General features: G+C 42.8%; 19 protein-coding genes, 1 other RNA gene and 1 other annotated feature. Of the genes, 3 read left to right on the plus strand and 17 right to left on the minus strand.

What is annotated here, in order from left to right; genetic code table 11:
• Nucleotides 1-74 precede the first annotated feature (74 nt).
• The 8 genes from NR125_RS05970 to NR125_RS06005 form a co-directional block, all read right to left on the minus strand.
• Entirely contained in the window at nt 75-227 is a 153-nt protein-coding gene (locus tag NR125_RS05970) for a hypothetical protein (protein WP_009333066.1), read from the minus strand.
• A gap of 37 nt (nt 228-264) precedes the next feature.
• Nucleotides 265-426 carry a hypothetical protein gene (locus NR125_RS05975; protein ID WP_175502159.1) on the minus strand — a complete coding sequence of 54 codons (162 nt, stop codon included), beginning with the start codon at nt 424-426 and terminating at the stop codon, nt 265-267.
• A gap of 63 nt (nt 427-489) precedes the next feature.
• Nucleotides 490-2,916 carry an SF1B family DNA helicase RecD2 gene (gene recD2 / locus NR125_RS05980; RefSeq protein ID WP_256814799.1) on the minus strand — a complete coding sequence of 809 codons (2,427 nt, stop codon included), beginning with the start codon at nt 2,914-2,916 and terminating at the stop codon, nt 490-492.
• A 24-nt stretch (nt 2,917-2,940) separates the two neighbouring features.
• On the minus strand, nt 2,941-3,606 hold the full coding sequence (locus NR125_RS05985) for a tetratricopeptide repeat protein (RefSeq protein ID WP_019382898.1): 666 nt from the start codon (nt 3,604-3,606) through the stop codon (nt 2,941-2,943).
• A gap of 115 nt (nt 3,607-3,721) precedes the next feature.
• Nucleotides 3,722-4,837 carry a tRNA 2-thiouridine(34) synthase MnmA gene (mnmA, locus tag NR125_RS05990; RefSeq protein ID WP_009333070.1) on the minus strand — a complete coding sequence of 372 codons (1,116 nt, stop codon included), beginning with the start codon at nt 4,835-4,837 and terminating at the stop codon, nt 3,722-3,724.
• Between the two features lie 56 nt (nt 4,838-4,893).
• Nucleotides 4,894-6,036: a cysteine desulfurase family protein gene (locus tag NR125_RS05995; protein ID WP_009333071.1), complete on the minus strand. Its 1,143-nt coding sequence runs from the start codon at nt 6,034-6,036 to the stop codon at nt 4,894-4,896.
• A gap of 68 nt (nt 6,037-6,104) precedes the next feature.
• Nucleotides 6,105-6,524: a cysteine metabolism transcriptional regulator CymR gene (gene cymR, locus NR125_RS06000; RefSeq protein ID WP_009333072.1), complete on the minus strand. Its 420-nt coding sequence runs from the start codon at nt 6,522-6,524 to the stop codon at nt 6,105-6,107.
• Entirely contained in the window at nt 6,524-7,210 is a 687-nt protein-coding gene (locus tag NR125_RS06005; RefSeq protein ID WP_256814800.1) for a YczE/YyaS/YitT family protein, read from the minus strand. The genes cymR and NR125_RS06005 overlap by 1 nt, the downstream gene beginning before the upstream one ends.
• 254 nt (nt 7,211-7,464) lie before the next feature.
• Between NR125_RS06005 and NR125_RS06010 the strand changes: the two genes are divergently transcribed.
• Nucleotides 7,465-8,730 (plus strand): replication-associated recombination protein A, encoded by a 1,266-nt coding sequence (locus NR125_RS06010; RefSeq protein ID WP_009333074.1) that lies wholly within the window; start codon nt 7,465-7,467, stop codon nt 8,728-8,730.
• Between the two features lie 44 nt (nt 8,731-8,774).
• Here NR125_RS06010 and NR125_RS06015 read toward each other — a convergent pair whose 3' ends face one another.
• Nucleotides 8,775-9,734: an ABC transporter permease gene (locus NR125_RS06015; protein WP_009333075.1), complete on the minus strand. Its 960-nt coding sequence runs from the start codon at nt 9,732-9,734 to the stop codon at nt 8,775-8,777.
• A complete protein-coding gene (locus NR125_RS06020; RefSeq protein WP_009333076.1) occupies nt 9,712-10,653 on the minus strand; it encodes an ABC transporter ATP-binding protein in 942 nt (313 codons plus the stop codon). The genes NR125_RS06015 and NR125_RS06020 overlap by 23 nt, the downstream gene beginning before the upstream one ends.
• Nucleotides 10,654-10,824: 171 nt before the next feature.
• Between NR125_RS06020 and NR125_RS06025 the strand changes: the two genes are divergently transcribed.
• Nucleotides 10,825-11,343, plus strand: a complete 519-nt coding sequence (locus NR125_RS06025; RefSeq protein ID WP_009333077.1) for a hypothetical protein — start codon at nt 10,825-10,827, stop codon at nt 11,341-11,343.
• Between the two features lie 60 nt (nt 11,344-11,403).
• On the opposite strand, the gene NR125_RS06030 is transcribed toward NR125_RS06025, so the two are convergent.
• The 5 genes from NR125_RS06030 to NR125_RS06050 form a co-directional block, all read right to left on the minus strand.
• Nucleotides 11,404-12,165 carry a tRNA threonylcarbamoyladenosine dehydratase gene (locus NR125_RS06030; RefSeq protein WP_009333078.1) on the minus strand — a complete coding sequence of 254 codons (762 nt, stop codon included), beginning with the start codon at nt 12,163-12,165 and terminating at the stop codon, nt 11,404-11,406.
• Between the two features lie 289 nt (nt 12,166-12,454).
• Nucleotides 12,455-12,642: non-coding RNA, 6S RNA (ssrS, locus tag NR125_RS06035), on the minus strand.
• A 187-nt stretch (nt 12,643-12,829) separates the two neighbouring features.
• Nucleotides 12,830-14,605 (minus strand): aspartate--tRNA ligase, encoded by a 1,776-nt coding sequence (gene aspS / locus NR125_RS06040; protein ID WP_009333079.1) that lies wholly within the window; start codon nt 14,603-14,605, stop codon nt 12,830-12,832.
• Nucleotides 14,606-14,633: 28 nt separating this feature from the next.
• Nucleotides 14,634-15,908 carry a histidine--tRNA ligase gene (gene hisS, locus NR125_RS06045; protein ID WP_256814801.1) on the minus strand — a complete coding sequence of 425 codons (1,275 nt, stop codon included), beginning with the start codon at nt 15,906-15,908 and terminating at the stop codon, nt 14,634-14,636.
• Between the two features lie 130 nt (nt 15,909-16,038).
• Nucleotides 16,039-16,278, minus strand: a binding site (T-box leader).
• 112 nt (nt 16,279-16,390) lie between these two features.
• The gene (locus NR125_RS06050; protein WP_026041802.1) at nt 16,391-16,567 is read right to left on the minus strand and encodes a hypothetical protein; all 177 of its coding nucleotides are present in this window, start codon (nt 16,565-16,567) and stop codon (nt 16,391-16,393) included.
• A gap of 228 nt (nt 16,568-16,795) precedes the next feature.
• On the opposite strand from NR125_RS06050, the gene NR125_RS06055 reads away from it, so the two are divergent.
• Complete coding sequence (locus NR125_RS06055; RefSeq protein ID WP_009333082.1) at nt 16,796-18,541, plus strand: N-acetylmuramoyl-L-alanine amidase family protein; 1,746 nt, start codon at nt 16,796-16,798, stop codon at nt 18,539-18,541.
• Nucleotides 18,542-18,603: 62 nt separating this feature from the next.
• Here NR125_RS06055 and dtd read toward each other — a convergent pair whose 3' ends face one another.
• Entirely contained in the window at nt 18,604-19,044 is a 441-nt protein-coding gene (dtd, locus tag NR125_RS06060) for a D-aminoacyl-tRNA deacylase (protein WP_009333083.1), read from the minus strand.
• Between the two features lie 14 nt (nt 19,045-19,058).
• The gene (locus NR125_RS06065; RefSeq protein WP_034296607.1) at nt 19,059-21,254 is read right to left on the minus strand and encodes a RelA/SpoT family protein; all 2,196 of its coding nucleotides are present in this window, start codon (nt 21,252-21,254) and stop codon (nt 19,059-19,061) included.
• Between the last annotated feature and the right edge of the window lie 12 nt (nt 21,255-21,266).

The raw sequence follows: 21,266 nt of genomic DNA on the forward strand, positions 1-21,266 counted from the left end.
TAGTTTTCACTGTCCCTTAAAAAACATGACGAAAAACCTTTGCCATGGGAGCCAAAACATTTTTTCTTTCCCTTTTACTTGCCAGTATATCTCGGCTTATTAAAGCGCTCATTACGCTCTCCACCATCCGAAAGTTCCTCTGAAAATTCATAATCCGGCTGCTGCGGCTTTTTACGCCGTTTCACACCATGGAGATTGAGAAGAGAGGTTCTGCTTTTATTATTCATGTTCACTGCTCCTATATATAAATTTATAATCAAACGACTACACAGTGCTTCTATTGCCAGGATTATTTAATTCCCCTTTGGCTGAATCTTTCTTAGTATCCCCTTTAACCAGGTCAGCGCTGGAGGTTAGATTGGAGGCTGACAGCTCTTCTGAAGCCATATTGTTGTTTGGTGCAGCTTCTTCATTCCACTTTCCCATGAAATCCCCCCTCGAAATCTGATGGTATACAAAAAGAACAGTCTGTTATTAAGACTGTTCTTTTTAGCTATATTCTTTTTCCATAAAATCATACGGTGTTATATTTCCCATTCCTATCATTGGATCGGCTTGGAGAAGCCTTTCTTCAAGGGTTAAGGTTTCAGGCAGGGATAACTCTGCTGTATCTTCCTGTATTGTTTCACCATTTAATGGAATGGCATCTCTAAGCTTTTCTGAAAGAGTTGTCAGTCGGGCCTGTTCATCCGCACGTTCCACACCGATTTTCAACGCATCTTCTTCACCGCACAGTATCAAAAACTGTCTGCTGCGGGTAATGGCGGTATAAAGAAGATTTCTCCTAAGCATCCTGTAATAGCTTTTAACAATTGGCAAAATGACGATAGGGAATTCACTTCCCTGGGATTTATGGACTGAACAGCAGTAGGCATGTGTGATCTGATTAAGATCCTGCCTTGTATAAGTAGCTTCTGCACCATCGAAGGATACGACAATCATATCCTGTTTTTCCGTATTTTCCTTTGCGTAAAAAATAGAAACAATCTCACCCATATCCCCATTAAACACATTATTCTCAGGCTGATTGACAAGCTGAAGGACTTTATCGCCGATTCTGTATTTCACATCACCGAAGGACAGCTCTTTTCTCGTTCCATCAGGATTTGGATTTAGTATTTCCTGCAATATTTCGTTTAGCCTGTCAATTCCTGCAGGTCCGCGGTACATAGGGGCAAGCACCTGAATATCTTTTGAAGAATAACCTTTCTTCTTGGCATTCAGAACAACTTTTTCAACAACATCCGCAATTTGGCCCGGCTGGCATTTGATAAAGGAACGATCTGTCTGCTGTGCAGAAATGTTCGCCGGAAGTTTGCCTTTTTTCATTTCATGAGCCAATTCAATGATTGAGGATCCTTCAGCCTGCCTGTATATATCTGTTAAACGAACGGTAGGAATACGTTCTGAACGCAAAAGATCTTTTAAAACCTGGCCTGGCCCCACTGAGGGCAGCTGATCTTCATCCCCCACAAGGATCACCTGCATATTTTCAGGGAGAGCCTTGAAAAGCTGATTAGCAAGCCAAACATCAACCATTGATGTCTCATCTACAATTAAAATCCTGCCTTCCAATGGACTCTCTTCATGCCGGTCAAACCCTTCGGTCCCATTCCAGCCAAGCAGGCGGTGAATGGTTACCGCAGGCAGCCCTGTTGACTCGGCCATCCGTTTTGCAGCCCTTCCTGTAGGCGCAGCCAGCAGGAAGGGAAAAGGCTCTTCCTTTTTATAGTCTTTTGGCTCCAGGGAGCAGCCATGCAGTTCGGCATATAACTCAACAATTCCTTTAATAACGGTTGTTTTTCCTGTACCAGGTCCGCCAGTCAGTATCAGCATAGGAGACATAAGAGCTGTTTGAATGGCTTCTTTTTGGGTCGGGGCGTACTGAACACCCAGACGTTCCTCCAGATTGCCAAGGGCCAAAAGAAATTCCGACTCCGGAAACTGTTCATCATATTGTGTTTGCTTAAGGATCCGTTTAATATTGGTTACAAGTCCCTTTTCAGAAAAGTAAAGGGATGGAAGGTATATTTTTTGGCCTTCAGCCATGATTTTCCCTTCCTCTTCAAGCTTAATCAGTTCATTGGATATATCCCTGTATTCAATGCTATCACGCTTATTTTCTTCTAAAAGCTTCTTCACACTTTGCAGAAGAGGTTTTGCTTCAGTATAAACATGGCCTGCCTGCATGCTTTCCATTTCAAGTATGTAGAGGCAGGCTGCTTTAATACGATCAGGATGATTACCTGATATGCCGATTTGATATCCCAGTTCATCTGCACGGCCAAAGCCGACTCCTTCTATATCCTCAACCAGCTTATACGGATTGCTTTGGACGACTTCAATCGTCATTTCTTTATATACTTGATAAATTCTCATGGAAAGCTGCGGACCAAAACCATATTGATTTAGCGCAATCATGGCTTGCTCAAGGCCTTGATGTTCCATAAGCGTGTCGTAAAGCAATTTTGCTTTTTCAGGTGACAGTTTTGGAACCTTATTGAGAAGAGACGGCTGATTCAGAATGCGTGTAATCGCATCTTCGCCAAGTGTTTCAACGATTTGCTCGGCGGTTTTCTTTCCAATCCCTTTAAATAATTCGCTTGATAAATAATTGGCTACACCTTGTTTGGTCTGGGGAAGATCTTTCCGGTAATGGCTTGCGTGGAATTGGACACCGAACTTAGGGTGATCCTTGAATTCACCGTAGAAAATATACGTTTCCTGCTCATGCATCTTTGGCAGATAACCTGTAATGACCGCTTCTTTTTCATCATAAGAGTCATTCGTTTCATCAACCCGGATTCGCACAACCGTATATAAGTTTTGCTCATTATGAAAGATTGTGACAAGATGTCTGCCTTTTATGAACTTTCCCTGTTCGGCAAAAAGATCCATGGAATCCTGTTTCTCCATTTCCTTATCCTCCCCATAATACATTTAGCTCAAGTCACTGCCGCCTTTTTCAATCAGCTTTTTTCCATACCCGGCAAGCATATGGTCCGGCTGAATTTCCAGTGCCCTATTAAAGTAAGAGAGTGCTTCATTTTCCTGTTCTTTAAATCCATAAGCTACTCCAAGGTTGTAATAGGCATCTGCATGCTCCGGCTCAATTTCAATGCACTTTTTCATCTGCTGGATTGCTTCATCAATATAATCGAGCTGCGCTAGGCATAATCCATATTGAAAATGTGCTTCGGCATCGTTTTCATTCAGCTCCACACTGCGCTGCAAATAAGGCAAAGCCAGTTTACCCTGGTCAAGTGCTGTTAGGGACATACCGAGCATGAAGAAGTTATCTCCAGTTTCCAGGCCTTTTTTCAATGCTGTTTCAAACATCTTTTTGGCTTCGTCAAAATGCTGCAATTCATAATATAAGTTTCCCGCACTGTAATACGCAGCTGCCGCGTTTTCATCAAGTCCTATTGCTTTTTCATACAACTTCAGCGCTTTTTCGTTTTCCCCTACAGCTGATAGCACATTTCCAAAGTTAATATAGGAAACAGGATCAGAAGGATTTTCTTCAATTGCTTCCATAAAAACCTTCGCTGCTTCTTCCCATTTTCCTTCTTGCATATATTGAATACCCATTTGGTTCTTATCCATTATTCATCACTCCATTCAAATCAAAGTATAGCATATTTGAATTTTCATTTTCCGCTGTCCGCTATTTCCATAATAAAACCCCGATTCTATGTAAGAATCGGGGGCCCGTCTTTTCTTAACCCACATAATCCAGCTGTTTGCCATCTTTGAATATTTTATCAATTGTTCCGCCGCCAAGACACTCGTCTCCATTATAAAAAACAACAGCCTGCCCCGGGGTAACAGCTCGGATTGGCTCGTCAAAAATAACTTGTACTTTTCCATCTCCAAGAATCTGAACCTTTACTCTGCTATCAGCCTGGCGGTATCTGAACTTAGCCGTACATTCAAATTCCTGCGGCTGTTCTGAATGGGTAACCCAGCTTGCATTAACAGCAATAATGGAGTCTGAATAGAGCATTTCATTGTGGAAGCCTTGTCCAACATACAAGACATTCCGCTTCAGGTCTTTACCGATTGCAAACCATGGTTCACCTGCTCCGCCAATGCCAAGTCCATGTCGCTGCCCAATGGTATAATACATCAGACCATCATGCTTGCCGACAATCTTTCCGTCCATGGTTTCCATGTTCCCTGGCTGAGCGGGAAGGTAATTTCCAAGGAACTCCTTGAAGTTGCGTTCACCAATAAAACAGATGCCCGTGCTGTCTTTCTTTGCTGCAGTTGCCAAACCGGCATCCTTTGCCAGTTCTCTCACTTTTGATTTTTCAATGTCGCCAATAGGAAACATAACTTTTTCGAGTTGATCCTGTGTTAACTGATTCAGGAAATACGTTTGATCCTTATTATCATCAAGGCCTCTTAGCATTTTGTATTCGCCATCCCTGAATTCCACGCGTGCATAGTGGCCAGTAGCCAGGTAGTCTGCGCCAAGGCTCATAGCGTGTTCAAGGAAAGCCTTAAATTTTATTTCCTTATTGCACATGACATCAGGATTGGGTGTTCGTCCTGCCTTGTATTCTTCAAGGAAGTAGGTAAACACTTTATCCCAATATTGCTTTTCAAAGTTTACTGCATAATAAGGAATTCCGATTTGGTTGCATACCCGGATGACATCATTGTAATCCTCTGTGGCGGTACAAACACCGTTCTCGTCGGTGTCATCCCAGTTTTTCATAAAAATCCCGATCACATCGTACCCCTGTTCCTTCAGAAGAAGGGCTGCAACAGAAGAATCAACGCCTCCGGACATTCCGACCACTACGCGGGTATCCTTTGGATCTTTTTTCATCTCTATTTCACCTCAATTCTAAACGCTTAGACTTGCACTTTTTTCAAATATCCTATCTATTTAGCCAGCCGCTTCACGATTTTAGCAGTCTGTTCTGCAGCACTTTCAGCTTGTTCCTTTGTATTAAAGAGGCCGAAGCTGAAACGGATGGAATTTTGCAGTTTGTCTGATCCTTTTCCAAACATACTGACAAGGACGTGGGATGGATCGATGGAGCCTGCAGTACAGGCCGATCCGCTTGATGCTGCTATTCCAGCCAAATCAAGATTAACTAGCATGGCTTCAACATTTGTTCCGGGAAAGCTTAAGTTTAAAACATGAGGCAGGGAATAATCAAGTGATCCGTTCAGTTCAAAAACAGCACCTTCCTGCTTCAGTTTATTCATGAACAGCTTCCTTAAAGAATGCAGCTCTTCCCGCTTAGTTTCCATCTCCTTCTGAGTGATCCGAACAGCCTCCTCGAAGCCTGCAATAGATGGAACATTTTCAGTTCCTGCCCTGCGCTTCCTTTCTTGTTCACCGCCAAAAAGCCGTGAAGAAAGTTTCACATCAGGATGGGCGTATAAAAAGCCGATCCCTTTTGGGCCATTAATTTTATGGGCGGAGACGGAAAGCAAATCCACTTTCAAGTCCTGCACATCAATTTTTTCAAGCCCGTAAGCCTGAACAGCATCGGTATGGAATTTAGCAGGATGCTCCGCCAATAACTCGCCTATTTCCTTAATCGGCTGAAGGGTCCCTATTTCATTATTTCCGTACATAATGGTTACAAGAATGGTATCCTCCCGCAAAGCATCTTCTACTTCCTTTACCGAAACACGCCCATTTGGATCAACAGGCAAATACGTTACCTCAAAGCCCTGTTTTTCAAGCTCCTCACACGCATGCAAAACCGCATGATGTTCAATTTGGGTTGTGATGATGTGTTTGCCCCTATCGCGGCAGGATTCAGCTGTTCCAAAAATCGCATGATTATCAGCTTCTGTACCGCCGCTTGTAAAAATAATGTCATTGGCTTTAGCACCAATACTGTTTGCTAAAGCAGACCTTGCTTCATCGACAATATGGCGTGCACTCCGCCCGAAATAATGAATGCTGGAAGGATTTCCATATTCAGATTTCATGACTTCAGTCATCCGTTCAATCACTTCCGGATGCATTGGCGAAGTTGCTGCATGATCAAGGTATATTCTTTCCAATTTATCTCACCTACTTCATTTCGTCCTGCTGCTTGTATTTTCCACATGAATTATTCCCTGATTAAGGACTAAATATAAAACATATAAGCATCTGATTCGCCGGTATCTGTATGGCTGGCAAGATCTTCAAGCGTTGTGTTATCAAGCACATCTTTCACAGCATCACGAATACGCATCCATAGTTCTCTCTTTGCAGGCTCTTCATCTTCAATTCCTTCCACTGGACTGATCGGCCCTTCCAGAACTCTGATGATATCCCCGGCAGTAATTTTTGTAGGCTCTTTCCCTAAAATATATCCGCCGTATGCACCTCGGATGCTTTTAACAAGCCCTGCGTTCCGAAGCGGCGCTATAAGCTGCTCGAGATAGTGCTCAGACAGGTCATTCGTCTGGGCAATCGATTTTAACGAAGTGGGACCCTCCCCATGCTTTTTGGCTAATTCAATCATTATAGTTAACCCATAACGTCCTTTAGTAGATATTTTCATCAGCTTGCACCTCTATCCTTTTCTTTAAGCATTTGATTCGCATAGATATCCTTTTCTCCAAGTTTTGCCAAAAATCGGTCAGTTAAAGCCTGACACTGCGGCAAAGCAGCACCGACAATTGGCCCGACTGCAAGACTTAGCACAATTGTGCCCCAGAATACAGGGCCCCCAAGCTGCCATCCAACAGTCAGTACAGCAATTTCCATTAAAGCTCTGACATTTCTGACTTTCCAGCCGGTTTTTGCTGTTAATGCAATCATCAGGCTATCCCTTGGCCCAGCTCCGAGCTGAGCCGAAATATACAGCCCCATTCCATAGCAATAAACAACTATGCCAAAACCAAACATGGCCAATTTTCCCGCCAGCCCATCAGGGGTCTGCATAAATGGCAAAAGCAGATAAGCGTCAATAAACAGTCCGATCAGGACCATATTCAAGAAAGCACCGACTTGTGGAAGTTCCTTTGAAATAAGGGCTGCAGCAGCTAATATGAATATCCCAACAATAATGGACCAGCTGCCTATCGTCAGGCCCAGCTGGTAGTAGAGTCCTACATGCAGAACATCCCAGGGGGTTGCCCCTAAATCAGCTGTAATTAACAAAACAATCCCCAGGCTCATGACAAGCAGCCCTATTAGATAAATCAAAAACCTGGAACCGATTTGCCCTTTATTTTTCAGTATCATGTGCCCCAACGCTCCCCGCAAGACCTGCAAATATATATGAAGTTTAAATCCTTAGTAATATTATAGACTTTTGACATTATAGCATATTTTAGGAGGAAAAGGGGCGGGCCGGGATTGGACCCAGTTCAATACCGGCTGTGGCCTAATTGATTTCGCAGCAGGAAATGTTATGGTATCTTAAATAGAAAGCGAAAACTTTGCTGAAAATTGATAGGCAGACTGAAGGCTGCCAGCAAAAGGCTGGAGTGATAACTTTGAACATTAAACCTCTTGCATTCCGGATGAGGCCTAGAACGATTGATGAAATCATTGGCCAGGAGCACCTTGTTTCAGAAGGAAAAATTATCTATCGCATGGTGCAGGCTAAGCAGCTGTCATCGATGATTCTGTACGGCCCCCCAGGTATAGGCAAAACCTCGATTGCAAGTGCCATTGCAGGGAGCACCAAATACGCTTTCCGTACTTTAAATGCTGTGACTAACAATAAAAAAGATATGGAAGTGGTAGCGGCAGAGGCCAAAATGTCCGGAAAGGTTATTCTGCTGCTGGATGAAGTCCATAGACTTGATAAAGGCAAACAAGATTTCCTGCTGCCCTATCTTGAAAATGGCAGCATCACTTTAATTGGCGCCACAACCAGCAATCCATATCATGCAATTAACCCGGCTATTAGAAGCCGATGCCAAATTTTCGAACTAAAGCCGCTGTCTGCTGATGATATAAAAAAAGCACTGACAAGGGCTTTACTGGATAAGGAACGAGGCCTTGGCAATAGACAAACGGAAGTTACCGATGATGCACTTACACATCTTGCCACCGCTTCAAATGGTGATGTCAGAAGCTCGCTAAATGCATTGGAATTGGCCGTCCTTTCAACTAAAGAAGATGAAGAAGGAATCATTAAGATTGATTTGTCTGTTGCCGAGGAATGCATTCAGCGCAAAAGCTTTACACACGATAAAGATGGAGATGCCCATTACGATGTCTTATCCGGTTTTCAAAAGTCCATCCGCGGAAGCGATGTAAATGCGGCATTGCACTATTTAGGAAGATTAATTGAAGCAGGCGACCTGCAAAGCATAAGCAGAAGACTTTTGGTTATTGCCTATGAAGATATTGGACTGGCATCGCCGCAAGCCGGAGCCAGAACCCTTGCAGCTATAGAAACAGCTGAAAGGATTGGATTCCCGGAAGCAAGGATTCCGCTTGCAAATGCGGTTATTGAGCTCTGCCTCTCTCCAAAATCCAATTCAGCATACACAGCATTGGATTCCGCAATAGCGGATATCCGCGCAGGCAAAAGCGGTGAAGTCCCTCATCACTTGAAGGATGCCCACTACAAAGGAGCAAAAGAGCTTGGCAGGGGCATCGGATATTTATACCCTCACGATTATGAAACAGGCTGGGTCAAACAGCAGTACTTGCCTGACAGAATTAAAAACAAGGTATATTATCAGCCTAAGAAAACAGGCAAATTCGAACAGGCATTAGCATCTGTCTATGAAAAACTTCTTAAATAGCAAAAGGTCTGGCAGCAATGCCAGACCTTTTGCTATTTGCGCTTTTAAGCAGAAACATCCCTTTTATTAAACACATAAAATGCAAGTACCTGGAAAAGCAGAAAATATATAAATATCATCATGATGGAAAATCCAATCGTCATCCCGTGAACCATTGGCATTCCTTCAAAATATTGAAGGAGGTCTGTATTGGCAAAAAGGCTGTACTTGGCCCAATCATATTTCATTGCAATCAGCCTTGTGACCTGTCCTCCCATAAACATCAGAAACAGGGAAAGTCCTATCGCCAGCGAGCTATTCCTGAAAACAGCTGAAATCATAAAAGCCATGGTTGCAAGCATAAGCATATTAATGGATTTAAGACCATAATAAGCTATCAGATGAAGTCCCATGCTTTGTTCTGTCACTGTTCCATTGTAATAATATAAATAAGGAAATGCTTCTGCAGGAAATCCAAAGAGGAGTCCGCCCAGCAGTGCTGAATATCCGAAGAGGACGGCCAGCACCAGCAGACCGAATAAAATCACGGTAATATACTTTGCTCCCAGGATTTTAACTCTTTTAATAGGCCTAATCAAAAGTAGTTTGATGGTTCCCCATGTAAACTCACTCGCCACGATTCCCCCGGCAATAATAATCGTAAACAGACCGGCAAATTCAATCAGCTGTGAGGTGTCAGATACAAATCCCCAGACAGAGTATTCCTGATTCGGTGAAATATCATTCTTAATTCTGTATTCGTTTATGGCAATCTCCCTCTGATACTGTTCCTTCATATCTCTGGGAGCCATTTCCCCCATCTCTTCAAGCTGTTTTTTATAGCTTTCGTTTTGAGTCTGCAGTCCCTTTTTCCATTCCGAATTATCCGGGACTGTCCCTCCGCTTTCCTGATATTTTATAAAGGCGCCTGCAACAGTCGTCATAATTAAAAGAAGTCCGATCATGACGTATGTGCCCGGCCGCCTAAAAATTTTCATCCATTCATTTTGAATCAGTCCGAGCATCACCTGCACCCCCTTTGTACTCTGTTACTTCCAGAAAACGGTCTTCCAATGTTTTGGTCACTTCACGAACGGCAAATATTTTCATATCTTCCTGGACAAACACTTTTATCATTTCAGGTATATCTTCCCGGACAAGCGAAAGTATCACACTAGTTTCTGTAAGCTGTACAGGCAAACCAGGATGTGCCCCTTGTAAAATTCCGTTTGCTTTTCTAGGATCATCCACTTCTACTTCGTAAACTTTTTCTTTCCCCTGTACAAAATCACTGATGTGCTGAACATCAATCAACTTCCCGTTTTGAATAATGCCGATTCTGTCACACATCATTTCCATTTCAGATAGTAAATGGCTGGAAACAATGACAGCCATTTCTCTTTCTCTTGCAAGCATCCTCAGGTGATCCCGAATCTCCCTGATGCCGGCAGGGTCAAGCCCATTCGTAGGTTCATCCAGAATGAGGATTTTGGGATCATGCAAAAGACACTGTGCCAGACCAAGCCTCTGCCTCATGCCTAGCGAGTATGTTCTGACTTTATCATGAATCCGATCCGCCAGTCCTACAAGCTCAACCGTTTCATCAATTTTTTCTCTAGTTATACCTTTTGACATTCGTGCATAATGAACCAGATTTTGATAGCCTGACAAAAACTTATACATCTCAGGATTTTCCACAATGGCTCCAATATGGGAAACCGCCTTTTCAAAATCTGTTTTGATGCTGCTGCCAAGAATTTTAATGTCCCCGGAAGTAATGCCGATCAAGCCCACCAGCATTCGAATAGTGGTGGTCTTCCCCGCACCGTTTGGGCCAAGGAAACCGAATACCTCTCCCTTTTTCACCTCAAAGCTGACAGAATCAATAATCGTTCTTCCTTTTATTACTTTTGTAACTTCCTGTATTTCTACAAGAGTATCCATTTAGGCAACCTCCTCCCATCTTTTAAAGTCCGGTTCTTTGCAGACGCCTTTAAAGTCGGGATTATTATTTGACTTACACTATTTTACCTTTCAACAACTGAGAATGGAATATTTTCATCTATTAGGGTGACGATAAGCCTAACAATCGTATTTTCCGAGGTGGTTAAAGGAATGAAGGAACGGAAAGATTTATGGAAACCGGAAGAGGATCAATTACTCGAAGAGACAGTACTTGAATACACATCAAATGGGGATTCAAAAGCATCAGCTTTTAAGAAGGCAAGTACTGAACTCGGCCGTACAGTTTCAGCCTGCCAATACCGCTGGAACACAGTCATAACAAAAAGGACAGATTATGGAACCCAAGAAATCTCAAGCAATAATGCAGCCTGTCAAACCCATGAAAATCCTGACTCTGTTCCCCCTGAAAATTTGGCTCAAGTTATACGCTTCCTAAGGAACTTTGCGAAAACACAGCCTATTTCAGAACAAATGAAGGAAAATAAACGTCTGCATGAAGAACAAATGCACTTAAAACTTCAAAATCAGCAGTTAATTAGAAGGTTGAAGGAAAAAGAAGCGGAATTTAAACATCAACTTATGCAATATGAGGAAATGGCAAGCATCCTGAAAGAAGCCGACCAGCTTCTGAAGCATGAAAGCAATGAAGAGAAAAGAGCTGTTCATTGATTCGAGGATTCCAAAACATTAATATGCGCAAAGACCGGCCTGCAGAAAGCCGGTCTCTTTTCAGTCATTTACACGTGCAATTTTAATATCGCTTAGTAGTTCTCTAGTTACGTAGCTAGCCATGATTAAACCTGCAACAGAAGGAACAAATGCGTTGGAAGAAGGCGGCATTTTGGCCTTTCTTATTTCAGCATCATCTTTTCCAACTGTTTTGCGGACATCTTCCCGGATAACGATCGGGCTTTCATCGGAGAATACAACCGGAACGCCTTTTCTGATTCCTTCTTTTCTCAGGCGTGTGCGGATAACCTTAGCAATCGGGTCAGTATGAGTTTTGAAGATATCAGCAATCTGGAACCTGGTCGGATCCATTTTATTTGCAGCACCCATGCTTGAGATCATTGGAATCCCTCTGTTCAGGCATTCTTTCATTAGATGAATTTTATAAGAAATCGTATCGGAAGCATCAACTACAAAGTCGAGTCCATAATCAAAGAATTGCTCATAGGTTTCTTCTGTATAAAACATTTTTAAAGCAATAACTTCACAGTCAGGATTGATATCCTTGATTCTTTCTTTCATTAAATCCACCTTTGGTTTCCCGACAGTGGATAATAAAGCGATGACCTGCCTGTTCACATTTGTAATATCAACATCGTCTTTATCAACCAGAACAAGCCGTCCAACACCGGAACGCGCCAGTGCTTCCGCTGCAAAGGAACCAACTCCGCCGATGCCCAGTACTGCCACGGTACTATTTTTCATTTTTTCAAGGCCTTCTTTGCCAATAGCCAATTCATTCCTAGAAAATTGGTGAAGCATATATAAATCAACTCCATCAGATGTTATTTAAAAAGCATGTATTATCTTATACCCGATAATGAATATATCATACTTGAATTTTAAAGCAAGTAGTTCTATAGGATTAATGACATTAACATTTTAAGCAATAATTAAATCGAAACTTTCTATCCAATAGTGTTAACTGCGCTATCATATTTAATCCTTGTAATCATAACAGCAATAGCTCAGTTCAAGTACGAACATAAAGAACAGGACAAACAAAAAAATCCATGCTCACGAGCATGGATTTTTACAATCGTATGTACTAAAGAGTCCCAATCGTGCCGTCGCTGTTGATGCCCTCGTTTTGAACCCGCACTCAGCAGGTGGGTGTCCTGTTTCCTGCGTTTGTAAGTCCTCATCCATGAGGCTTTTACGCTGCGGGAAAACTCCGGACTCCCGAAGGAATAATGTTGGTCAAAATTTCAGGTTTTACAACGAACACATCAGGACTCTTTATTTATTGATATGATCATATCACACGGTTTCTTCTTTTTCAAGCTGATGAAATGGAGCTAATTTGAACATTTTTATCCATTTTCTTCCTTGAAGTTATGGAACCTGCCTTAAAATCAGGAGTTACTTCCCAGTTTATTTTTCTGAAAAATGTGTTTTTTTAACCATTTAATCATTATATAGGAAATTACTCACTTTTTTTCAAATTAAGCGCTAAGTGCAAATCATTAAGCTGGGACTGGCTAACTTCACCAGGAGCTTCTGTTAGCACACAGCTCGCACTGGCTGTTTTAGGGAAGGCAATCGTATCCCTCAGATTTGTTCTGCCAGCAAGCAGCATTACAAGTCTGTCTAATCCAAGGGCAATTCCGCCATGCGGAGGAGTGCCATATTCAAATGCTTCAAGCAGGAATCCAAACTGTTCAACAGCTTCCTCTTTTGAGAAGCCAAGCACACTGAACATTTTTTCTTGAACGTCTCTTTCGAAAATACGCAATGATCCGCCGCCAAGCTCGTAGCCGTTTAATACAAGGTCATATGCCTGTGCACGGACTTGAGCAGGATCTTTATCAAGAAGATCTAAATCTTCTCTGGCAGGCATTGTAAAAGGATGATGGGCTGCATAATAGCGGCCTTCTTCCTCATCGTATTCCAGAAGCGGCCAGTCTGTAACCCAAAGGAAGTTAAACTTGCTTTGATCAATCAGATCAAGCTCTTTTCCAAGCTTTAATCGCAGAGCGCCGAGTGCATCTGCCACAACATTTTTCTTATCAGCCACAAAGAGGAGCAAGTCTCCTGGTTCTACTGACAGAGCAGCATAGAATGCTTTTTGCTCATCCTCAGTCACAAACTTGGCAATCGGACCTTTTAAACCGTCTTCTTCCGCTTTTAACCATGCAAGCCCTTTTGCACCATAAACAGCAGCAAACTCTGTTAGGGCATCAATATCTTTTCGTGAATACTTTCCTGCACCTTTTTTTACATTAATGGCCTTAACCTGTCCCCCGGAAGCTACTGCTCCGGCAAATACTTTGAAGCTTGACTCTTTTACTATTTCCGATAAATCCGTCAATTCCATCCCAAAGCGTGTATCCGGCTTATCAGATCCAAAACGGTCCATCGCTTCCTGATAGGTCATGCGCGGGAATGGAAGCTGGACATCCAGGCCTTTCACTTCTTTCATGATCTTTTTCATCATGTTTTCCATTAGGCCGATGATTTCTTCCTGGCTCATAAAACTCATTTCGATGTCGACCTGAGTAAATTCAGGCTGGCGATCTGCACGCAGGTCTTCATCACGGAAGCATCGTGCTATTTGGTAATAGCGTTCAAATCCGCCTACCATTAATAACTGCTTAAAGATTTGAGGTGATTGTGGAAGAGCATAGAATTCACCCGGATGCACACGGCTTGGAACTAAATAGTCACGGGCTCCTTCCGGTGTGCTCTTCGTTAAGATCGGTGTTTCAACATCAAGAAATCCTTCGCTGTCCAGATAATCCCTCATCGCTTTTGTTACTTGATGACGCATCTTAAAGGTATCAAACATAATAGGGCGTCTCAAATCCAAATAGCGGTACTTTAGGCGGACATCTTCGGAAACATCCGCTTTATCATCAATGACAAAAGGAGGTGTTTTTGCTTCATTGATGATAGTCACTTTCTCTGCTTTAATCTCAATGCGCCCTGTTTTCAGGTTCTCATTGATGGTGCCTTCTTCACGCGCAATTACTTCTCCCTCTATATCTAGAACAAATTCATTGCGGATCTTCTCAGCTGCTGCAAGAGCTTCAGGAGAAACCTCCGGATTGAATACCACCTGAACAATGCCAGTGCGGTCACGAAGATCCACAAAGATCAGCCCGCCTAAATCCCGGCGCTTTTGTACCCAGCCTTTTAAGCTTACTTTTTCTCCTATAGCTTTTTCTGTTACTTCCCCGCAAAAATACGTTCGCCCAAACATTCTAATTCCTCCCAAATATAAAACTGATTTATGATTGATAAAGCTCTGTAAATTTTTCTATGAAAGAATCAAGACCAACCTCTGTTTGTTCTCCCGATTCCATTGATTTTACATTAATTTTGTTCGCTTTAAGTTCATCTTCACCCAAGACAGCAACAAACTTTGCATTCGACCGGTCTGCCGCTTTAAACTGGGCTTTAATTTTTCTGTCAAGATAATCTCTTTCAGCAGAATATCCTGCCATTCGAAGTTTTTGAAGAAGGCCGACTGTGTAATCCTTTGCTTCCTCTCCAAGGGATACAAGGTAGCAATCAATGTCCTTATTAAGAGGCAGATCCACCTTCTCTGCTTCAAGAGCAGCAATGAATCGCTCGACACTTAAAGCAAAACCTATTCCCGGCGCTTCAGGACCGCCAATTTCCTCAGTGAGGCCATTGTATCGTCCGCCGCCGCAAAGAGTGGTAATTGCTCCGAAACCTTCGGAATCACTCATAATTTCAAAGGCCGTATGATTGTAATAATCCAGGCCGCGAACAAGATTTGGATCAACAATAAAGTCAATATCCAGGTTCTTTAAATACTTTTGAACCTTCTCAAAGTAGGTTTTTGAATCATCATTTAAATAATCAATGATGGATGGAGCAGATTTCATAAGTTCATGTTCACGGTCCTGTTTACAGTCCAGGATGCGCATTGGATTTTTTTCAAGGCGATTCTGGCAATCCTGGCAAAACTCCCCGATCCGCGGCATGAAGTGATTGACCAGAGCCTCTCTGTGTGCAGATCGGCTTTCTTTATCTCCCAGGCTGTTCACAATCAATTTAAGCTTTTGCAGGCCCATGCTTCTATAAAGTGACATTGCCAGTGCGATAACTTCCGCATCAATTGCCGGATCCGCGCTGCCGATCGCTTCGACGCCGAATTGGACAAACTGGCGAAAACGTCCTGCCTGGGGGCGTTCATAACGGAACATTGGTCCCATATAATAAAGCTTTACAGGCTGGCTCGCATCACCGTACATTTTATGTTCAACGAATGACCTTACAGCAGAAGCCGTTCCTTCAGGACGAAGTGTCAGGCTTCGTCCGCCGCGGTCTTCAAACGTGTACATTTCTTTTTGAACAATATCTGTCGTGTCTCCAACACTGCGCAGAAATAATTCTGTATGTTCAAAAATAGGTGTTCTGATTTCACGATATTGAAATTTCTCACAAAGTTCCCTTGCCTTTTCTTCTATCAATTGCCATTTTTCAACTTCCCCCGGCAAAATGTCCTGCGTTCCCCTCGGTATTCGGATAGACATGAAAATTACCTCCTAATGCAAAATGATAACTATGTATAATTTATTGATCCTTTACGCTTTAGCCTATAAATCAGCCATGACCGAAAGCAGCGCCAAAATAAAAAAACTCCCGCCTCCTTGTATATTAAATACAAGGGACGAGAGTTTGGTTTTCCCGTGGTGCCACCCTAGTTGAAGCCAATAAATAGACTTCCTCTTTTACAGTTAACGCCTGTTAACGTTCAGCTCCTACTAAAGATCACGTCTTTTTCAGAGAGAAACCTACGAAGTGTTCTTTCGTTAAATCATCATGTGAGAATGCTTTCAGCCGGGCGGCACTCTCTCTCTTTTCATGTGGGGTTTAACTACTCTTCTCCATCAATGGTTTATCGAAAAGCAGAAACGCCTTGGTCAGGCGCTGCAGCTAGACATTTAATTGTATTTGTCATTTTATTTATATTATAATACGGAGCATCTTCATCAATGTCAAGACTAAATACATGTTATGATCGTTCCAGCTTTTTTTTCAATTTCCTGACATCCTTGAGAGATAGTCCAAACTCTGATGCGAGTTCAATCATGTTTGAGTTTTGTTCTCTTTGTATAAAATCATGAAAATCCACCCCGAACAGCTGATTTTCACCAGATTGTGCAGACATCCCTTTTTCTCCAAATCTCATAGTGCTCACCCTTTTTTTGTAGTCTGTTCTATTCTTTCCATTTTCAGATGAAATGTTTCATAGCAGGACAAATTTAATTCCCAGCTAAAAATGATTGCTGATAAACCGATATTAGAAGGGAAATTGCGCAAGATGCAGAAGTATTCTAGGACCAAAGTTATCTTGACTGCCAGCACCTTGTTTGTTTTTCTTTTAATAAGGATTTTTATTATGAAAGGAGGCTGCCTGTTGAAAAAAAGAAAACCACTTATTCTCGTAATATGTCTTATGCTTTTGGCTGGCATAACACAGGCGGAAACACAGGTTAAAGCTGAAAATAGTTCTGTAACAATCCCCACAAATAATCTTAACGTCCGTCAAGGCCCAGGCTTAAGCTACCCCATTCTGGGACAAGCCCAGAAAGGAGATCAGTTTAACGCTCTTTCCCGTGAAGGAGATTGGATTAAAATTAATTTCCAGGGGGAAAACGGCTATGTGGCCAGCTGGCTTGTTTCCGATACGACCACCAGTCAGACAGGAGAAAAAGCAGCCAGTACAAATTCCCAGGCAATCATCACAACAGATGGCCTGAGGGTGAGAAAGGGACCTGGTACAAGTTACGGTGTCCTGGGAACTATACAGAAAGGAACAGCCTATAAGGTCAAGAGCACAGAAGGAAGCTGGGTTAAGATCCAAACACAGTATGGAGATGGATGGGTCGCAAATGAATTCGTCCAATACAGCGGCAGCCAAAAGAAAAATTCATCAAGCAGCAGCCAAACCGGGAAAATCACGGCAAACTCCTTAAATGTAAGAAACAAGCCATCGCTTAATAGTGACGTCATCGGCAAACTAAATTCGGGGGAGACAGTAGCTGTTATTTCTCAAAATGACAGCTGGACAGAAATCTCTTTCTCGGGCAATGCCGGATGGATCAGCAGCCAATATATTGCGGTTCAATCCTCACAATCAGAAAGCAAACCAAAACAGTCGGCGTCCGGGAAATCCGGCACTGTTACGGCAACTTCTTTAACCGTTAGGAATAAAGGATCGTTAAATGGGAAACCGATTGGTTCTGTTACAAAAGGCCAAACCTTTCCTATTCTTGAGCAAGCTGATAATTGGGCAAAGATTGAATATCAGACTGGTTCTTATGGATGGGTAGCAAGCTGGTTCATAGACATAGCAGCCGAGAAAAATTCCGGCTCTTCCCAGCAGAGTGTAAACGGCAGTTCTGCAATTATATTACATAACGGATCAAATATTAGAAAAAAAGCGAGCAGCCAGTCATCTGTCATTCACAGGGCAAATAAAGGGGACAGCTTTGAAATTATCAGCCTGAATGATGATTGGTATGAAGTCCGCCTTCCAAACGGCGGGACGGGTTTTGTAGCAGGATGGATCGTCACGGTTGAAGGGTCTGCACCTGCAGTAACAAAACCGGGAGCAGAACAGCACCTGGAAAATAAAACAATCGTCCTTGATCCCGGCCATGGTGGCCGTGATAACGGGACAACAGGGGCACGAGGGACTCGTGAAAAAGATATTACAATCAGGACCGCTCAATTGCTCGCAGACAAATTAAGATCTGCAGGTGCAAATGTTATTCTTACCAGAAGCGGAGATACCTATTTGCCGCTTCCTTCCAGAGTAGGCATTTCACATTATCATAATGCAGATGCTTTCATCAGCATTCATTATGACAGCACGCCAGATCGCACTGCAAGAGGAGCGACTACTTATTATTATCATCCTTTTCAACAGGAACTTGCAGCCAATATTCACTCCAATGTAATAGCCATGACAAACCTGAGAGATAGGGGCTATAGAGCTGGAGATTATCATGTGATAAGAGAGAATAAACGCAATGCAGTTCTCATCGAGCTTGGATATCTGAGCAATCCGGCTGAAGAGGCCCTGATTTCTTCTGCACAGTATCAGCAATCAGCAACAGCAGGAATTTATCAGGGACTTGCCCGCTATTTCAAAAATTAGCAAAAAGCCCCGGCATCCTACTTTGGGTGCCGGGGCTTTTTTGCTTTTCGTTATAAATTAACTTACTTGCTTTCTAAAATTAACGTAACGGGTCCATCGTTGGTTAACTGAACATCCATCATGGCCCCGAATACACCTGTTTCTACTTTCAGGCCTTTAGCTTCTAAATACCGGTTAAAAGCATCATAGATATTTACGGCATGCGCCGGGCTAGCCGCTTCCATGAAATTGGGCCGTCTGCCCTTCCGGCAGTCTCCATATAAAGTAAACTGGGAAACCGAAAGAATTTCACCTTCCTGATCCAGCAGTGAAAAATTCATTTTGCCATTTTCATCTTCGAAGACGCGAAGATTGGCAATTTTATCAGCCAGAAAAGCTGCGTCCTCTTCCTTATCTTCATGGGTGACTCCAACGAGCAAAACAAACCCCTTTTTGATGCTTCCGACGGTTTTGCCGTCCACCGTTACGCTGGCTTCTTTGCTTCGCTGCACTACAACACGCATTCTATCTGCTCCCTTTAGTTCATAATCCTTCTTACTGCGTAAATATCAGGGATTTGTTTAATCCGATCCACAACCTTTTGCAGATGGCTGACATTGTGTATGGCAATGGACATATTAATCGTTGCTGATTTATTGCGGTCTGATCGTCCTGATACGGCTGAAATGTTGGTTTTCGTTTCATTAACAGCCTGAAGGACCTCATTTAATAATCCCCTGCGGTCATAACCGGTAATTTCAATTTCAACATTGTATTCTTTCCGGTCATTTAAGGCTGTTTCCCACTCAACCGGGATGAGCCTTTGTTTTGCATCATCCGTTTCAATATTAGGACAATCATCACGGTGTACAGAAACTCCTCTGCCCTTTGTAATAAACCCGACGATTTCATCTCCGGGGACAGGATTACAGCAGCGGGAAAGGCGAATCAGCAGGTTATCAATGCCTGAAACCCGGACACCGGATTCGCGTTTTTTGGCAGATGGAAAAGTCTTCAGTTCCGAAACAGCATTTGTAATATCGGAGGTTTGTTCAAGATCGCGTTTCTTGCGCCATTTTTCTGTCAGCCTGTTGGCAACCTGAAGTGCCGTTACTCCATTATAGCCAACAGCAGCATACATATCTTCCTCTGTGGCAAAATTGAATTTCTCTGCGACCCTTTTTACATTATCAGATGTCAAAATTTCCTTCAGGTCGAAATCCATATTGCGAATCTCCCGCTCAACAAGCTCTTTTCCTTTTTCCACATTCTCTTCTTTTCTCTGCTTTTTGAAAAAGGTTCGTATTCTATTTTTAGCCTGTGAAGTCTGAGCAAGCTTCAGCCAATCTTTGCTCGGTCCATATGAATGCTTGGATGTCAGGATTTCAATAATATCGCCGGTCTTCAATTTGTAATCCAGCGTGACCATTTTTCCGTTGACTTTGGCACCGATTGTCTTGTTTCCAATTTCCGAGTGAATTCGGTAAGCAAAGTCAATGGGAACGGAGCCGGAAGGAAGTTCGATGACATCCCCTTTAGGAGTAAAAACAAACACCATATCGGAAAACAAATCGATCTTCAGTGATTCCATGAACTCTTCAGCATTTGCAGCATCATCCTGAAACTCCAGGATTTCACGGAACCAGGTCAGCTTCTCCTCAAATGAAGAGCCCTCATTCACTCTTTTTCCTTCTTTATAAGCCCAATGGGCAGCAATACCAAACTCTGCAATTCTATGCATATCCATGGTACGGATCTGGACTTCCAGCGGGTCACCTTTTGGCCCGATAACCGTGGTATGAAGAGATTGATACATATTCTGTTTAGGCATGGCAATGTAATCTTTAAAACGGCCGGGCATCGGCTTCCAGCATGTATGAATAATCCCGAGAACCGCATAGCAATCTTTAATGCTGCTTACAACAATGCGTACAGCAAGAAGATCATATATCTCATTGAATTGCTTGTTTTGAAGCGCCATTTTTCGATAGATGCTGTATATATGCTTAGGGCGGCCGGATATCTCTGATTTAATTGAAACCTCTGACAGCCTGCCCCGCATGACATTGATAACATCATCCAGGTACTCTTCCCGTTCCGCTCTTTTTTTCTTCATCAGGTTTACAATCCGATAATATTGCTGCGGATTTAGGTACCTTAGAGCCGTATCTTCAAGCTCCCACTTAATCTTTGAAATTCCAAGCCTATGCGCAAGAGGTGCAAAAATTTCAAGCGTTTCGTTCGAAATGCGGCGCTGCTTTTCAGCTGGCAGATGCTTAAGTGTCCGCATATTATGAAGACGGTCAGCAAGCTTAATTAAGATTACACGAATGTCCTGGGCCATTGCCACGAACATTTTCCGATGATTTTCAGCCTGCTGCTCTTCCTGTGATTTATATTTAATTTTCCCCAGTTTTGTTACACCATCGACAAGCATTGCCACTTCTGAATTGAAGGATTCTTCGATATTCTCCAATGAGATTTCGGTGTCTTCAACCACATCGTGAAGAAAGCCGGCAGCAACCGTTGATGGATCCATCTCCAGATCAGCAAGGATGCCTGCCACTTGAATTGGATGGATAATGTATGGTTCACCGGACTTCCTATATTGTTCACGGTGGGCATGCTTGGCAAACTCGTACGCTTTTTTTACAAGCTCTGCATGCTCATCGTTTAAATATTCTTTTGCTCTGTTGATGACTTGCTCGGCGGTCAGAACTTGATCGTTCGCCATGGAATCACCTTT

Source organism: Cytobacillus sp. Bac17, assembly GCF_024519925.1.
In the GTDB taxonomy this organism is placed as follows: Bacteria; Bacillota; Bacilli; order Bacillales; family Cytobacillaceae; genus Cytobacillus; species Cytobacillus pseudoceanisediminis.

Excerpts from the sequence above, each read along its gene's own strand:
- NR125_RS06025 (WP_009333077.1), top strand. The coding sequence starts at position 10,825 with ATGAAGGAACGGAAAGATTTATGGAAACCGGAAGAGGATCAATTACTC.
- NR125_RS06050 (WP_026041802.1), bottom strand. The coding sequence starts at position 16,567 with ATGAGATTTGGAGAAAAAGGGATGTCTGCACAATCTGGTGAAAATCAG.
- NR125_RS05970 (WP_009333066.1), bottom strand. The coding sequence starts at position 227 with ATGAATAATAAAAGCAGAACCTCTCTTCTCAATCTCCATGGTGTGAAA.
- hisS (WP_256814801.1), bottom strand. The coding sequence starts at position 15,908 with ATGTCTATCCGAATACCGAGGGGAACGCAGGACATTTTGCCGGGGGAA.
- NR125_RS06015 (WP_009333075.1), bottom strand. The coding sequence starts at position 9,734 with ATGCTCGGACTGATTCAAAATGAATGGATGAAAATTTTTAGGCGGCCG.
- NR125_RS05985 (WP_019382898.1), bottom strand. The coding sequence starts at position 3,606 with ATGGATAAGAACCAAATGGGTATTCAATATATGCAAGAAGGAAAATGG.
- recD2 (WP_256814799.1), bottom strand. The coding sequence starts at position 2,916 with ATGGAGAAACAGGATTCCATGGATCTTTTTGCCGAACAGGGAAAGTTC.
- aspS (WP_009333079.1), bottom strand. The coding sequence starts at position 14,605 with ATGTTTGGGCGAACGTATTTTTGCGGGGAAGTAACAGAAAAAGCTATA.
- dtd (WP_009333083.1), bottom strand. The coding sequence starts at position 19,044 with ATGCGTGTTGTAGTGCAGCGAAGCAAAGAAGCCAGCGTAACGGTGGAC.
- NR125_RS05975 (WP_175502159.1), bottom strand. The coding sequence starts at position 426 with ATGGGAAAGTGGAATGAAGAAGCTGCACCAAACAACAATATGGCTTCA.
- NR125_RS06030 (WP_009333078.1), bottom strand. The coding sequence starts at position 12,165 with ATGCTTCACCAATTTTCTAGGAATGAATTGGCTATTGGCAAAGAAGGC.
- cymR (WP_009333072.1), bottom strand. The coding sequence starts at position 6,524 with ATGAAAATATCTACTAAAGGACGTTATGGGTTAACTATAATGATTGAA.
- NR125_RS06020 (WP_009333076.1), bottom strand. The coding sequence starts at position 10,653 with ATGGATACTCTTGTAGAAATACAGGAAGTTACAAAAGTAATAAAAGGA.
- NR125_RS06065 (WP_034296607.1), bottom strand. The coding sequence starts at position 21,254 with ATGGCGAACGATCAAGTTCTGACCGCCGAGCAAGTCATCAACAGAGCA.
- NR125_RS06005 (WP_256814800.1), bottom strand. The coding sequence starts at position 7,210 with ATGATACTGAAAAATAAAGGGCAAATCGGTTCCAGGTTTTTGATTTAT.
- mnmA (WP_009333070.1), bottom strand. The coding sequence starts at position 4,837 with ATGAAAAAAGATCCAAAGGATACCCGCGTAGTGGTCGGAATGTCCGGA.